We start from the raw sequence: 15,609 nt of genomic DNA, 5'->3' as shown, positions 1-15,609 counted from the left end.
CGGCCACCACGGCGGCCGGCCGGCGGGGTCATCAGAAGCGGGCACGCGCCGACAAGGTGATGTTGCGCGAGAAGTACCGCACCTCGTTCGGCACGTCGTACGATCCCCAATAGGATCGGTTGCCGGATCGGGTCAGGTTCGATCCTTCCAGCCCGATCGTCAGGCTCTTGTTAATGTCGTAGTTGATCGCGGCATCCAGGCGCTCAACCGGATCACGGAAGCGGTTATAGTACGGGTTCGACAGATTTCTGTCCCATTGCTGCCGCGATTGCCAGTTGTAGGCAACCCGGATGTTGAGACCGTCCCGCTCGAAGAAGCCGGTCAGATTGTAGATGTACTTGGATACCCGACTGTACGGACCGAAGACAAAGGTCTTATTTCCGTCCTTGTCTAGACCCGGGAACGCCTGACGAGTAAAGTTCAACGTACCGTTAGCGGTTCCGCCGAACGATTTCAGGATCCCGGGCAGGAAGGTAAAGAACGTTGTCGCCTGCGCTTCGATCCCCTTGTATTTCCCGCGCCCGAGATTGCGTGGCCGCTGGACCGACACCGGTGTTTCGGATGACTGCTTCAGATACTCATCTTCCCAGCTCCAACCGACCAGCCCGTCCTGGTTCCACTGCCAGGCCGCTAGGCTCGCGGTGCCAGTCGTGCCGAAATACCATTCGAGCGATGCATCATATTTGCTGGTCGTCGTCGGCCCGAGTTTGGCGTTGCCTCCTACCGCGTAGGGGGAACTCGGATTGTTCAGATCGACCTGAAGCACCGGGTTCATGGTCTGGACGCTCGGGCGGCCGACGTCGTAGGTCCAGGCAAGACGAAGTTGCAGCTTCGGCGTGAAGTGCGTGATCGCGTTGGCGCTCGGCAGAACGTCGAGATAATTGCCCTTGCTGGTCAGGTTCTCGTCGAACGTATCATCGTCGACATAGGTCCGCTGCAGTCCGCCCAGCCTGAAGAAAGAATTGACGAGGCGTGCGCCGATATCGCCCTCGATCGGGAACAGCAGCTTCGCATTATAGTGGAACATGCCATAGGCCGCGACGCTGCCGTCGCGGCCGTGGAAGGAACTGAAGGGACTATATTCCGGGTAGGGATTTATCAGGTCCGGATAGTTGGCGACCAGCAGGCTCCGCATCAGCGGGAAGCTCTTGCGGATCGAATCGCTATCGCCAATCAGCCAATTTGCGTTCGATCCCTTCTGATAGTTCGCGCCGATCGCTTCGAGCTTGTAATCCGGCAACATACTGATCGGCACACGCAACCCGCCATGGTCGCGCCACCCCTGCTCCATCTTGTAACTGCGAACCGCGAAGCGATAGCCGATCTTCAGATAGTCGATGAAGTCGGCGAAGGTATTCAGCTTGAGATCCCCCTTGATCTCCCGCTCGGCGCTTTTGGTATAGATCCGGCCTTGGCTGAATCCATCGACATAAATATAGTTCTTCGGGTCGAGCAGATCGACGTTCTTGAAATTAATACTCGGGCCACCCAGCGGATCATGCGGGTCATTGAAGACGACGTCGACCTTCGGCTGCTGGCTAAACCGCGTCCAATGTCGTAGGTCGTTGGAAAAGTTGTTGGAGCGTTGATAGTTGATCCAGCCATTGAACTCGATGCGATCGTCTACGTACTGGGTCTGGAAGCGACCGTTATAGTTTTTGGTATTGTGCTTCCACGAATCGCGTCCCGGCCCGATCGGGTCGGTGCCGTAGAGCGAGAGTGACTGCGCCAGCCGCCCGTCCGCCGCGAGCTTGAGGTTCGAGATCGACGGCGGCGGCGACGCGCTCTCAGAATAGCTAACCGGAATCCAGATCGAGCTGTCTGCCCACAACATCTTCTGGTCGCTGAAGCCGCCCTCGAGCGTCACCGTCCAATGATCGTCGGGCTTCCATTGCGCCGAACTCTGAAAGGCGGCGCGCTTGGACCATCCGTCGGTGCCGGAGAAGCCGACCCGGGACGGCACATAGACGTTGGCCGGAGTGGTACTTGGTGAGATCGACTGCTGAATTCTCGTCAGCCGCGTAGGCGCCTCGTTGAAGCGAATACCCTCGTTATAGGCCACCCTGTTGAAGGTGCCGTTAACCATGAATCCAAGTTTGCCGATGTCGGTGTCGTGATTGTACGCGATCATCGCACTGACATAGGGATTGAACTTCTTGATCCGGTCCGAATAGTCGCCGCGCGCATTGAAGGCGTAGGTTGCACCCTCTTTGAAATCGGTCGGTCGGCGCATCGTGATGTTGATGACGCCGGTCTGGCTACCCTCCACCTGATCGGGGGTCCGGGTCTTGTAGACCTCGATGCCCGCGACGAGATCTGATGAAATGTCGTTGAGATACGTCGTCCGGTCGCCCGCCGAAAACGTCGGCGAGCCATTGACGGTCGTCATCGCGCCGGAAAGTCCGCGGATCAGTACTTTGCCACCCTCGCCGCGGTCGCGCTCCAATTGTACGCCGGGCACGCGTGCCAGCGCCTCGGGCACGTTCTTGTCGGGAAGCTTGCCGATATCCTGCGCCAGCACGACGTCGACGATCTGATGCGCGCGCCGTTTCGCGCTACGCGCGGACTTCACATTCTCGCGCAGACCGGTGACGACGATATCACCCGACAGGCGACCGTCCGTGTTGTTGACCTCGGGCTGCGACGTCGCGGCCCCTGATCCGGCGGCGATATTCGTTTGCGTCGGCGCAGACGCCTCCGCATCCTTTCTTGCCCTGGCCAAGCGCCCAGCCTTTTTCGGAGCCTTGCCGGATGCAGTGTTCGCGGCTTGCGCCTGCTGTGCGAGGGCCTCGCTCGTCGTCATTGTCGACGCCAGCGCCACCATTCCGACCCCGACGATAAAGCTCCCCTTTGGCGACATCATCAAACCTCCCCACGATTTTATTGCGCATCGTTGCGCGCATTCCCCCGCCGACCTGACGATCAGCGCCACAAATAATATTATACGTTTTGCACTTGTCCATGAAAAAAGATCGGGGTTATAGCTTTATCTGTGGGACAGGTGAGCTTTCACCAAGTTAACCCTTTTTCTTGTAGTGTTTAAGATAATAGCATTTTTCATCAACTGTTTATAACTGATGGAAGGGGAGGCCGATGGAAAGAGATCGGGATTTTGTCTTAGGTACGGTTGGTGGCTTCAATCGCCGCGTCGCCTTTGTTGCGCTTTTCGGCGGAGCACTGGCGACGATCAGTGCCGCAACGGCGCGCGCGGACGTCGTCTCGTCGGTCGACACCATTCCGCTCCAGTTCGCCCTTAATCTACAGTATCTTACCACCAACTATCTTCAGGTGGTGACCTATGGGAACAAAAGCCTGCTTGCGCCCCAGGATATTAAAGGCGGCGAACTGTCCGATAAGCCGGGTATTGCCGCTACTGGCCTGCAAGTCGTGGACTTTTCCACGACCGACCGAACGCTCCGGCCGCGGCTGCGCGAGATGGCGGACGAGCACAAGAACCGCCTGTCCCTGATCCGCAGCTTCCTGCGTGGCGACGCGCCCGCGCAGAAGGCGATCGACTATTCGCCGGGCACCTTCTCGACGATGTTCCGCCTCTCGGGGGCGATCGCGCCGGACGCAGCCTTCGATCCCTATGCCGCACCGGCGAACTGTCTGCTGGCACTGGAAACGCTGCTCAGCGTCACGGCCTCGGTCTACGCCGGGATCCTGCCCAGCATGACCGACGAGATCGCGACACCGGCGATGTCGTCGATGGCGGCGGCGACGGCCACCGACCTCGTCACTGTCCGGTCCATGCTGTCCGGCCTCGCCGTCGACGACCCGGCTCTCCTGACCGTCATCGATCGGCTCGCGGCTTGGCGCGACCGCATCGACGGTACGCCGACGACCGACGTGGGACTCAGCCCGGTCACCGACCCGTCGGGACAAACCGCCACTCGCCTGACGTTTACCGATGCGGACGGGCTGTTGCTCAGCCGGACGCCGCAACAGGCATTGAACGTGCTGTTCATGACAGCGGCATCGGTGGCGCAGGGCGGCTTTTTCCCGACCGGGATCAACGGGGCGATCGTCAGCAGTGCGGCGAACTGAGCGGGCAAAGGGGGGAGACGTGATGAAGAAGCAATCGATCGAACTGGCCGGGCGCGCATCGCGCCGATCCTTTCTGACGGCGGTCGGCGCGGGAGTGACCGGCGTAGGGGTAACGTTGCTGGCGGGCTGCAACGATGACATCGTGGGGGCCGAGGCGGTGCCGGAACCGACACCGACAGCCACGCCGACGCCGCCGGTCGCCTATGAAGCGACCGACAGCGACCTCACCAATTTCACCCTTCAGATCCATTATCTGCTGGCGGGCTTCCTGCAGAGCGCGCTGACCGGCAGCGGCTTGCCGGCGAACCTGACGGGCGGGGCGGGAACGCCGGGGCAGGTGAGCGGCGGCCGCGCCGTCCTCTTCACCACGCCCGCGCTGACGGCGGCGGTCCGCGAAGTCACCACGGCCACCATCGCGGATCGTACTGCTGCGACGAACACTCGGCAGCGCGGCGACGGCGCAACCGGCGATCAACATCGCCGGTGGACAGGACGGCCCATTTCAGAAGATCGCGCAACTCTCCACGGCGGCGGCGCCGACAACGTTTTTCGACCCCTACGCGTCGGAAGCCGATTTCCTGCTGGCCTCGGTCGCGTTGTTCGCCATCGCGACCAGTTCGGCTGCCCAGCTGGCACCGCTGTACGCGACCGGTCTCCGCGGCACGATGGGGGCGTTGGCGGCAGGTGTGGCAGCTGGCAACGCCGTGCTGCGCAACGCGCTGTTCGTCATGGCCTCGCAGGATGCATTGTCCAGCACCTCCACCGCGCTCTCGCTCTTCGGGCGCGCGGCGGCGATGAGCAAGGGTCGCGACCAGTTCGATGGTCCCGGTGAACGTGACCAGTCGATCGGGTCGGGATCAGCCAAGAGCGTCAGCGCCAACATCACCATCGTGGACGGCAATTCCGTCGCCGTCCGGCGCACGCCCGAGCAGGCGTTGGGCATTCTCTATGCCACTGCCTCAGTCGCCGCGTCCGGTGCCTTTTTCCCGGCAGGGGTGAATGGCACGATCCGTTACAGCGGTCTGAACAGCTAGCCCGCAATGGTCGTTGCGGACGGTGGCGGCCGGACATTCGCATCGTCCGCGACGACGCACGGCACGACGTCGTGCGGGACAGATTGCTCGTTGTGCGTCGGCCGTCACGTCGGTGCTCGCCGCGACGGCTGACCGTTTTCCCGACGGCGCATCCGGTCGATCGCGCCACAGGTCGTGGATGTCTGCCCCGGCCCGGCAGCCGCCGTTACCGGTATTATCATACCCATCATGACCAGTGGATGTTGGTTGACCCCTTTTGGGCGAGTGGCCAATGCGGCCGCATGGCTGGCACGGCACGCAAACCCAAGAAAACGAGCGCCCGGCATCGCGGAGCGGTAACGATCGCCGACATCGCGCAACTGGCCGGCGTCTCGAAAATGACGGTGTCGCGGGTCATCAGCGCACCGGCCACCGTTCGCGAAGAGACCCGCGAACGCGTCGCACGCATCATCGCCGAACTGCATTATACGCCGAACCGCTCGGCACGAATGCTGTCCGGCGCGCGTCAGCTGCGCTTCGGGTTGCTCTACAACAATCCGCGCAGCTCCTACGTCATCGACTTCCTGATGGCGGCGATCGATCAGGCGTCGCTGACCGATGTCCAGCTGATCGCGCGCGGCTGCCAGCTCGGCGAGGACGATGCGGTCATCCTCGACAGCCTCATCAGCAGCGGGATCGACGCGATCATCCTCAACCCGCCGCTATGTGACTCACCCGCGCTGCTCGAGCTGGTGGGCAATTCGGGCATCCCGGGTTTGCTGATATCGACCGACGGCAGCGCCACCGATCTCTCGTCGATCTCGATCGACGAGTCCGCCGCCGCGCGACAAATGACCCAGCATCTGCTCGCGCTCGGCCATCGCCGCATCGGCTTCGTCACCGGCGAGCCGGTGCTCGCCGCCAGTCACGCACGGAAGGCCGGCTTTCTCGCCGCGCTGGAAGCGGCCGGGATCGCGCTCGACCCGGCGCTCATCGTGCAGGGCGACTTCACCTATCCCTCCGGACGTCGCGCTGCCGAACAGTTGCTCGGGCTTGCGGAGCGGCCGACCGCAATCTTCGCCAGCAACGACGACATGGCGGCCGCGGCGACCATGACCGCGCGACAACACGGCCTCGACGTGCCGTCGCAGCTCACCATATGCGGATTTGACGACAGCTGGATCGCCACCGCCATCTATCCGGAGCTGACGACAATCCGCCAGCCGATCGCCGAGATGGCGAAACGCGGCGTCACGTTGCTGTCCGAAATGGTGCAGGCCGACGAGAACGATGATCGGCCGTTACGCCATCTGCGGCTGCCGCACGAGCTGGTCGTCCGCCAGTCCGATGCGGCACCGGGGGCGTAGCCGATACGCCCGTCAGTCGGCGCAACACCGACCGCCGCTGCCCCGCACCGGCGAGTCATGGCCCATACGCCGCTTGCCGCAACCCGCGCCCGGCGTCATGTTGCCTCACGATGCGCCCGCCCCGCCCTCGCACCACCGCCACCCGCCGCGTCGCGGAGGAAGCCGGGCGGCGCGGCGAGCGGCTGGCAGGGTGGTGGCTGCGACTGAAGGGCTGGCAGATCATCGACCGACGCGTGCGCACGCCAGTCGGCGAGGTCGATCTGATCGCCAGACGCGGTGCGTTGATCGCGTTCGTCGAGGTGAAGACCCGCCGCTCCTCCGCCGAGCTGGACGCCGCGATCGACGAGCGTCGGCTCGCGCGTGTCGCCGCCGCCGCCGAGCTGCTGATGACTCGCTGCGCCACTGCGGGAGAGGATATCCGCATCGACGTGATCCTGCTCGCTCCCGGCACCCGCCCGCGCCACATCGAGAATGCGTGGATCGGGTATTGACGGAGGCGGCCGAGCGGTTGGGCCAGCGCCCGTCGCGTCAGTGCTCCACCGCCGCCACTCCGCGTTCCGGCGCGTCGGTGTCGAGGCCGAACACCGACTCGATCGCGAAGTCGAAGGTCGACACGCCTAGGGCATGCAAGATGTCGGCGGTTGCCTTGTCCTCGTACAACTCGCCGCTCAGGCACGCGGGGAAACGCAGATAATGTGATGTGAGGGCGGTCAGCGCACCCTTGGAGAGGAAGTAAAGGGCGCCGCGCGCCCAGGGCGCGACGAAGGGTTTGCCATAGAACGGACTGACCAGGGTCGCGCATTTGCCATGATGCCAACATCGGTCGTGAAGCGGGCTGCTGATCGCGACGCCCATGTAGTCGGCCTGCGCGAAGACCGCGCGCGCTTCGTCGATGTCCGCCGTGATGTCGGGCAACACACGCGTGTCGTCGTCGATCTTGAGCACGCCATGTCGCGCCCCAAGCGCCTCGAACAGCACCCAGGTCTCGAAAACCTTTGCGGGCAGATCCTCATACACATCGCTGACCGGCAGCCGCAGCACCGCCCCGCGCGCATCATGCTCGAACACCAGCCCATCACCGCCGGTGACGATGACCGGCTGTACACCGAAATAGCGGTCGGTCACCGCGCGCGCAGTCTCGCGCGCCTTGTCGAGATAGGCCTCGCACGACATCACGATTGGCAGCGGCAATTGCCGCGCCTCGACCGCGGCGGCCCACTCAGTCAGCCCGGGCAGCTCGCGCGCGATGCGGCCACGCGCGATCTCGCGACCGGCCGCAAGAATGTCCTCGATATTGGCGACGTAGGGACATGCCTTGATCGCGATCCGCAGCAACATCTGCCCGGTCGCATTGGGCTCGTCCTCGGCGCAATGATCGAGGAACAGCTGCAGCGCGATCCGGTGAAGCTCGGGGCTGGTCAGCCGCCGCCCTGCTTCCCCCGTCAGTTCGGCGACGAATTCACGCTCCGCCGTCTCGGCAGCATACATGGTGGAAGACCTCGCAGGAATTATGCGTCGCGGCGAAGCGCGCTGGCGGTTGAACGCTTCATTATAGACGCTTGTGGCCGACCCGCCGCGCATCCGCTGCTGACAAGCGCGCCACCGGCGCCTAGTTGACGGATCAACGTTTCTGGAGGACCCATGCCCCTCACCGTCGCCGTTCAGATGGACCCGCTCGACCAGATCAACATCGCGGGGGACAGTACGTTCGCGCTGATGCTCTCCGCACAGGCCCGCGGACACCGACTGTTCCACTACACCGCCGATGCGCTAAACTATCGCGACGGGCGGGTGTGGGCGAAGGCCCATCCAGTGACGGTGCGGCGGCCGGAAAAAGCGGGGGCGGGCGATCACTTCGCGTTCGGCGATCCGGTCGCGCTCGACCTCGGCGAGCAGGCCGATGTGGTGCTGATGCGGCAGGATCCGCCGTTCGACCTCGGCTACATCACCGCCACGCATCTGCTGGAGCGGATCGCCGACCGCACGCTGATCGTCAACGATCCGGTCAGCGTCCGCAACGCGCCCGAGAAGGTGTTCGTGCTCGATTACGCGCGCTTCATGCCACCGACGCTAGTGACGCGCTCGCTCGACGAGGCGCGCGCGTTTCTCGCCGAACATGGCGAGATCGTCGTCAAGCCGCTGCACGGCAACGGCGGCAAGGCGATCTTCCACGTCCGCGCTGCGGGGGAGAACCTGTCGGCGCTGATCGAGGTGTTCAACCAGACGTGGCGCGAGCCGCATATGGTGCAGGCATTCCTCCCCGCCGTGGCGAAGGGCGACAAGCGCATCGTGCTGGTCGACGGCGAGGTGGCGGGCGCAATCAACCGCCTGCCCGGCGAGGGCGAGATCCGCTCGAACCTCGCGGTCGGCGGCTCGGCGCAGAAGACCGAACTGACCCCGCGCGAGCGCGAGATCTGCGACGCGCTCGGCCCGGAGCTGAAGAAACGCGGGCTGATCTTCGTAGGGATCGACGTGATCGGCGGCGAATGGCTCACCGAGATCAACGTCACCTCGCCGACCGGGATCGTCGCGATCGAGAAGTTCGACGGCACCGATGTCGCCGGGCTAATCTGGGATGCGGTCGATCGCCGGCTGAAGGAACGCGCGCGCTGACGGAGCCGTTTGCGCGGGTGTGACCGACTTCATCATCCACTGGATCGTCGCGGGCGGCTATCTCGGCATCTTCCTGCTGATGGCGCTGGAGAATATCGTCCCGCCGATTCCGTCCGAGGTCATCATGGGGCTGGGCGGGATCGCGGTCGCGCGCGGGCAGATGGACATCGTGCCCTTGCTGCTATGGGGCACCGCCGGCACCACCGCGGGCAACGTCTTCTGGTATGCGATCGGGCGTTGGATCGGCTATGCGCGCTTCCGCCCGTTCGTCGAGCGGCACGGCCGCTGGCTGACGATGGAATGGAGCGACGTCGAGCGCGTGCGCGGCTTCCTCCACGATCACGGCGGCCGGGTGATCTTCGTGTTCCGGTTCATGCCGACGTTCCGCACGATGATCTCGCTGCCCGCTGGCATGGCGGCGATGCCGATGCCGCGCTTTCTGCTGATGACCTTTGCAGGCAGCATCATCTGGAACGGCGTGCTGGCGGGGGCCGGCTTCTACCTCGGCAGCCGCTTCGCCGAGCTGGATCGCTATGTCGGCCCGGTCGGGATCGCGCTGACGGTGCTCGCGCTCGGCTGGTACGCGTGGCGGGTGGCGACGTGGAAACCGCGCGGCTGACCCGCCGTCAGTGCGAGCGAAGCGCGACAATCCAGGGCGTCCTGATCCGGGCCTGGATTGCTTCGCTACGCTCGCAATGACGGAGAGAACCTACCCCCGAGGATGCGCCGAACGATAGACGTCGAGAAGATGCGCCGCATCCACCCCGGTATAGACCTGCGTCGAACTCAGGCTCGCGTGCCCGAGCAGTTCCTGCAAGGCGCGCAGGTCCGCGCCGCGCCCGAGCAGATGCGTCGCGAAGCTATGACGCAACGCGTGCGGCGTCGTCCGCTCCGACAACCCCAGCCGCGTGCGCGCCGCGCGCACCCGCGTCCGCACGATCCCGCCGTCCAGCGCACCGCCGCGCACCCCGCGGAACAGCGGCGCGTCGCGCGACATCGGCCACGGCACGCGCGCCGCATAGTCCTCGATCGCGGCGCGCACCGGCGGCAACAGCGGCACGATCCGCGTCCGGTCGCGCTTGCCGGTGACGCGCAGCGTCTCGCCGAGCGGCAGCACCGCGCCCGTCAGCGCGAGCGCCTCGCCGATCCGCAGCCCCGCGCCGTACAGCAGCAGCAGCACCGCCCAGTCGCGCGCCGCCACCCACGGCTCGTCGCTTTCCTCCATCACGTCGGTTGCGAGCGCGACCGCCTCATCGGGCGAGATCGGGCGCGGCACGCCCTTCTTGACGCGCGGCCCCTTCATCCGCGGTGCCGCGCCAACGCCGCCCGCCCAGTCGAGAAATCCGCGCACTGCCGACAGCTCGCGTGCAGCGGAAGCGTTCGACAATCCGGCCGCGCGCCGCTGTGTCAGATAGGCACGCAGGTCGCCCGCCGTGACGCGCGACAACGCCGCCCGGTCGACCATCTCGCCCCAATGCTCGTTTAAAAACAGCAACAAGCGCTCGGCAGTCGCGCGATAGGCGCGCACGGTATGCTCCGAACGGCGACGATTCCGCGCCAGATGGATCGACCACAGGACGGGCAGCGGTAACGGGGCCGACAAATCGCTCACCCTGTCGCATCTCCCGCGCGTGAAGGGGGTTGGCAAATGAAAATTAACGTTGTTGCGACTAAGTGAGCCTCATGACGACCGATCCCTCCGGCTACGATCGCCATGGCGAAGCGGCGCGCGCCGCGGCGCTGCAGGCGCTGGCACTGCTTGGCACCGCGCCGGAACGCGAGTTCGACGCGCTGGTCGCGCTCGCGGCGGAACTGCTCGGTTGCCCGACGGCGCTGCTCAATCTGGTCGACAACGACCGGTTGTTCGTCAAGGCGCGCACCATGCCGGGCGCGATGACCTTCGATCGCGGCACGGCTTTTTGCGACCGCACCGTGATTGACGACCGCCTCACCGTGATCGATGACACGCTGTCCGACGAGCGGTTCCGTCACAGCCCGCTCGTCACCGATGCCGGCGTCCGGTTCTACGCCGGCGCGCCGCTGCGGGTTGCCGATCCCGACGGTATTCGCCGCGCCGTCGGCACATTGTGCGTCGTCGACACCGCCCCGCGCTCCGCCGATCCGCGCGCGCTGGCGGCACTGGCGCATCTCGCCACGCTGGCCGAAGCGCTGCTGGAGGCACGACGCACCGCGCTGAAGGCGATCCACATCGCCACCACCGGCGAGGAACTGGTGACGCGGCTGGGGCGGCAGGACCAGATCTTCCGTCAGGCCGAGCAGATCGCCGAGATCGGATCGTGGCGGCTGTCGATTGACGACGGCACGCTCGACTGGTCGGACAACGTCTACCGCATCTATGGCCTGCCGATCGGGCAGAAGCCGCGGCTGCGCGATGCGATGCGCTTCTATCCGGAGCACAGCCGCGCGCTCGTGCAGGCGTCGCTCGACGACGCGATCCGGCGTGGCCACCCTTTCTCGATCGAGACCGACTTCATCACCGCCGACCGGCGGCAACGACGGGTGCGCGCGATGGCCGATCCCGAGATCGTCGACGGCCGCGTCGTGGCGATGGTCGGCGTGTTCCAGGACGTAACGCAGCGTTATGCGCTCGAACAGCAATTGCGCCATTCCGCCGATACCGACGCACTGACCGGCATCGCCAATCGTGCCGCCTTCGATCGCGAGTTGCAGGCCGCGATGGAGCGGGCCCGGCTCGGTGACACGCCGCTTCACCTCGCGCTGATCGATCTCGACGGTTTCAAGGCGATCAACGACACGCTCGGGCACGGCGCGGGCGACGATGTTTTGCGGCTGACCGGTCGCGCCCTGTCCGAGCCGTGGCTGATGGGCAGCGTCGCGGCACGGATCGGCGGCGATGAGTTTGCGGTGATCGTCGAGCATCCGTCGCTCGCCGGTGACGTTGCGGGGCTCCGCGAGCGGCTGGAGGATACGTTGCGCGTGCCGGTCGAGGTCGGCGGGGTCACGATGACCAGCGCGGGCTCGGTCGGAATCGCCACCTTCGACCATGAGTGCCACTCGCTGCGCGACTTCGCGCGACGCGCCGACACGATCCTCTACACCGCCAAGCGCGCCCGCGTCGGCACGCGCAATATCCGCCGGGTCGCGTAGCGCCGGAGCGTTTCTGCGGATCGTCGTCGTTGTCGATCCGGTGATCTATCGTCACCCCGGACGTGATCCGGGATGACGGCAAAAAGGCAGGGCGCGCGGTGAAGGCCGATCTGGTCCCGCCGCTTCCCTCCGACTCGCCGCGGCCCCATATGGGCGGCAATGTCCTCCCGCGCGCGCGTCATCGTCCTGAACTCCGCCCTTGGCCCGCTCGATTACCGGGTGCCGCACGGCATGACGGTCGAGCCGGGATCGGTGGTGGTCGCGCCGCTCGGCCCGCGCCAATTGCTCGGCGTCGCATGGGAGGCGGAGCGGATGCCCTCCGATGCCGAGGTCGGCGACAATCGCCTCCGCAACCTGCTCGCGGTCGCCGACGTGCCGCCGCTGCGCGCCCCGCTGCGACGGCTGATCGAATGGACCGCCGATTATTATCTCGCCCCGCCCGCCGCGGTGGTGCGGATGGCGCTATCCTCGACCGCCGCGCTGGAAGGCGGGCGCAGCGTCGTCGAATATCGGGCCACCGGCCATGTCCCGGAGCGTATGACCGCCCAACGCGAACAGGCGCTCGAACGGATCGGCGACCGGCAGGGGCTGACCCGCGAGCTGGCGACGATCGCCGACGTCAGCGACGCGGTGATCCGCGGGCTGGTCAAGGTCGGCGCGCTTGAAGGCGTACCGGTCGACATCGACAGCCCCTATCCGGTCCCCGACCCCGATCACGCACCGCCGACTTTGTCCGACGACCAGCGCGCCGCCGCCGCTACGCTGGTCGATGGCGTCACCGCCGCCGCCTTCCGCCCGACCTTGCTCGACGGCGTGACCGGGTCTGGCAAGACCGAAGTCTATTTCGAGGCGGTCGCCGCCGCGCTCCGTTCGGGCAGGCAAGTGCTGGTACTGCTCCCCGAAATCGCGCTGACCGAACCGTTCCTCAAGCGCTTCCACGACCGCTTCGGCTGCGAGCCGGTGGCGTGGCACAGCGGCTTGCGCGCCACGCAGCGCCGCCGCGCGTGGCGCGCGATCGCCAGCGGCGAGGCGCGGGTGACGGTCGGCGCACGCTCGGCCTTGTTCCTTCCCTACGCGAACCTGGGGCTGATCGTCGTCGACGAGGCGCACGAGACCAGCTTCAAGCAGGAGGACGGCGTCCATTATCATGCGCGTGACGTCGCGGTGATGCGCGGGCTGTTCGAGGCATGCCCGGTGATCCTCGCCAGCGCTACCCCGGCGATCGAGACGCGGCATCAGGTCGCGCTGGGCAAGTACGCCGAGGTGAAGTTGCCTGGTCGCTTTGGCGTCGCGCAGATGCCGACGATCGAGGCAATCGACCTGATCGCCGAACCGCCCGAGCGCGGCCGCTGGATGAGCCCGCGGCTGGTGAAGGCGATGGAGGAAGCACTGGAACGCCGCGAGCAGTCTTTGCTGTTCCTCAACCGTCGCGGCTACGCCCCGCTGACCTTGTGCCGGACGTGCGGGCATCGCTTCCAATGCCCGAACTGCACTGCGTGGATGGTCGAGCATCGCCTCACGCGGCGGCTCGCCTGCCATCATTGCGGGCATATCGAGCCGGTGCCGCGGCTATGCCCCGAATGCCAGAACGAGGATACGTTGGTCGCGTGCGGCCCGGGCGTCGAGCGGATTGCCGACGAGGTTGCAGCACTGTTCCCGGAGGCGCGCACCGCTGTCGTCACCTCCGATACGATCTGGAGCCCCGCCAAGGCCGCCGAGTTCGTCGCGCGGATGGAGGCGGGCGACATCGACATCGTCGTCGGCACGCAATTGGTGACCAAGGGCTATCACTTCCCCAATCTCACGCTGGTGGGGGTGATCGACGCCGATCTCGGGCTCGATGGCGGCGACCTGCGCGCGGCCGAGCGGACCTTCCAGCAGATCCGACAAGTGTCGGGGCGGGCCGGGCGCGGCGCGAAGCCCGGCCATGTCTATATCCAGACGCACAGCCCCAAGGCGCAGGTGATGCAGGCGTTGATCACCGGCGACGCCGAGACCTTCTACGCCGCCGAGACCGAAGCGCGCGAGGATGCCGGCGCGCCACCGTTTGGCCGCTATGCCGCGATCATCGTGTCGAGCGAGGATCAGGGCGCAGCACATGACATCGCGCGCACGATCGGCCGCGCCGCGCCGCGCGTCGACGGGATGGAGGTCTATGGCCCCGCACCCGCGCCGCTGGCGATGCTGCGCGGACGGCGCCGCTTCCGGTTGCTGGTCCATGCGCGCCGCGCGCTCGACGTGCAGGACGTGATCCGCGACTGGCTCGGCGGGCTCGAATGGCCCGCGAAGGTGCGCGTCGCAGTCGACGTCGATCCGTATAGCTTCCTTTAGGGCCCGTCGCCTCCGAGGAGGCATGACGGATCGTCTGACCCCCTGCTCTCTGAGTCACCCCGGACCTGATCCAGAGCCCCGCTCCTTCTGCGGCGTTGGAAAGAAGCGGGATCGCGGATCAAGTCCGGGATGACGAACCAGGGGAAGTAACGGGGATCGCTCCCCCGGCCCCGCCGTCATCGCGAGCGTAGCGAAGCAAGCCAGGGCGCCCTGATCCGGCACCGGATGGCTCCGCCACGATCGCAATGACGATCAGCCCCCCACCCGCACCCACAAGGCAGTCGCATCGTCGCTCGACTTGAAGCGCGGGTAGCGGGTGCAGGTGGCGTCGCTGCGTTCGATGGCGCGGAGTTCGCCGCCCAACGCCGCCAGCCCCCGCGACCGCATCGCCGCCACCAGACCCGCCGCATCGTAAGCGGCGTAAGAGTCGACCAGCGCCGCCATTCCGTCGCTCATCAGCAGCAGATCGTCGCCCGGCTCCACCGCCATGCGCACCATCTCCATCGCTCCCGCGCTCTCCCCGGCGTCGACGCCCAGCACCCTTTGTCCCGGCAGCGACCGCGCCGCGCGCCGGTCCGCCAGCACCGCCGGGGTGCGCAGCTTGGTCGCGCCGACCCCCGCCCCCAGCGCCGCCGCCTGCGCGCTCTCGCGCGCGCGATCGGGTGCGGGCGTGCACCACGCGACTGTCGGCCCGGACGCATGCAGCACGGCACAATCCGCCGCCCACGCGACCTCGAGCGTGTCGTCGACCAATTGCACCGCCGCGAACGACGCCCGCGGCCATTCCCACGCGCCCTCAGGCTCCCGCTGGCGTTCCGCCGCATAGCGCGCCTCGACCGCCGCGAAGACCTGCGCGCAGGTGCCGCGCAGATCGTCCGCTGCCGCCATCGCGAACGCCGCAGCGGCGGTCGCCGCCAGCCACGCCGCGCCGCCCTGCGCGCCGAGCAGTCCCGGCGCCGACAGATCGGTCGCGCCGTCGATCACCCAGGCGTGCCGCGCGCCGCTCCCCGCACGATCGTCATTGGGCGTGGAAAGGTCGCCGCACAGGCTGAGCGACTGGATCAGATCGAGATGCATGGCCGGCTGCCTAGAGCATCCCGTACGACGGT

12 protein-coding genes are annotated in these 15,609 nt (G+C 66.3%); 8 read left to right on the top strand and 4 right to left on the bottom strand.

Annotation, left to right across the window (positions count from 1 at the left end):
* Positions 1-31: 31 nt before the first annotated feature.
* Positions 32-2,863, bottom strand: coding sequence for a TonB-dependent receptor (locus tag BACI71_RS11450; RefSeq protein ID WP_159758714.1), 2,832 nt, complete (start codon positions 2,861-2,863; stop codon positions 32-34).
* 230 nt (positions 2,864-3,093) lie between these two features.
* On the opposite strand from BACI71_RS11450, the gene BACI71_RS11445 reads away from it, so the two are divergent.
* The 4 genes from BACI71_RS11445 to BACI71_RS11430 all read left to right on the top strand — a co-directional run bounded on the left by BACI71_RS11445 (position 3,094) and on the right by BACI71_RS11430 (position 6,918).
* Positions 3,094-4,047, top strand: a complete 954-nt coding sequence (locus BACI71_RS11445; RefSeq protein ID WP_159758712.1) for a ferritin-like domain-containing protein — start codon at positions 3,094-3,096, stop codon at positions 4,045-4,047.
* A gap of 596 nt (positions 4,048-4,643) precedes the next feature.
* Positions 4,644-5,081, top strand: a complete 438-nt coding sequence (locus BACI71_RS11440) for a hypothetical protein (RefSeq protein ID WP_159758710.1) — start codon at positions 4,644-4,646, stop codon at positions 5,079-5,081.
* 281 nt (positions 5,082-5,362) lie between these two features.
* Complete coding sequence (locus BACI71_RS11435; RefSeq protein ID WP_159758708.1) at positions 5,363-6,427, top strand: LacI family DNA-binding transcriptional regulator; 1,065 nt, start codon at positions 5,363-5,365, stop codon at positions 6,425-6,427.
* Between the two features lie 110 nt (positions 6,428-6,537).
* Entirely contained in the window at positions 6,538-6,918 is a 381-nt protein-coding gene (locus tag BACI71_RS11430) for a YraN family protein (RefSeq protein ID WP_159758706.1), read from the top strand.
* A 37-nt stretch (positions 6,919-6,955) separates the two neighbouring features.
* On the opposite strand, the gene BACI71_RS11425 is transcribed toward BACI71_RS11430, so the two are convergent.
* On the bottom strand, positions 6,956-7,915 hold the full coding sequence (locus BACI71_RS11425) for a hypothetical protein (RefSeq protein ID WP_159758704.1): 960 nt from the start codon (positions 7,913-7,915) through the stop codon (positions 6,956-6,958).
* Positions 7,916-8,068: 153 nt separating this feature from the next.
* On the opposite strand from BACI71_RS11425, the gene gshB reads away from it, so the two are divergent.
* Both gshB and BACI71_RS11415 read left to right on the top strand, forming a co-directional pair.
* Positions 8,069-9,040, top strand: coding sequence for a glutathione synthase (gene gshB, locus BACI71_RS11420; protein WP_159758702.1), 972 nt, complete (start codon positions 8,069-8,071; stop codon positions 9,038-9,040).
* 19 nt (positions 9,041-9,059) lie between these two features.
* Complete coding sequence (locus BACI71_RS11415; protein ID WP_201297361.1) at positions 9,060-9,659, top strand: DedA family protein; 600 nt, start codon at positions 9,060-9,062, stop codon at positions 9,657-9,659.
* Positions 9,660-9,749: 90 nt separating this feature from the next.
* Here BACI71_RS11415 and BACI71_RS11410 read toward each other — a convergent pair whose 3' ends face one another.
* Entirely contained in the window at positions 9,750-10,643 is an 894-nt protein-coding gene (locus BACI71_RS11410) for a tyrosine recombinase XerC (protein ID WP_443018507.1), read from the bottom strand.
* 80 nt (positions 10,644-10,723) lie between these two features.
* Here BACI71_RS11410 and BACI71_RS11405 point away from each other — a divergent pair, with 80 nt between their 5' ends.
* Together BACI71_RS11405 and BACI71_RS11400 are read left to right on the top strand one after the other, a co-directional pair.
* Positions 10,724-12,169, top strand: coding sequence for a diguanylate cyclase domain-containing protein (locus BACI71_RS11405; RefSeq protein ID WP_159758698.1), 1,446 nt, complete (start codon positions 10,724-10,726; stop codon positions 12,167-12,169).
* A gap of 159 nt (positions 12,170-12,328) precedes the next feature.
* Positions 12,329-14,500 (top strand): primosomal protein N', encoded by a 2,172-nt coding sequence (locus BACI71_RS11400; protein WP_159758696.1) that lies wholly within the window; start codon positions 12,329-12,331, stop codon positions 14,498-14,500.
* 252 nt (positions 14,501-14,752) lie between these two features.
* Here the strand turns inward: BACI71_RS11400 and BACI71_RS11395 are convergent, their stop codons facing one another.
* Entirely contained in the window at positions 14,753-15,577 is an 825-nt protein-coding gene (locus BACI71_RS11395) for a hypothetical protein (RefSeq protein ID WP_159758694.1), read from the bottom strand.
* Positions 15,578-15,609: the final 32 nt, after the last annotated feature.

The organism is Sphingomonas sp. 8AM (assembly GCF_902506455.1).
GTDB lineage: Bacteria > Pseudomonadota > Alphaproteobacteria > Sphingomonadales > Sphingomonadaceae > Sphingomonas.
Note: the sequence above shows the minus strand (reverse complement) of the source record. Positions and strands in the feature narration are given on the sequence as shown.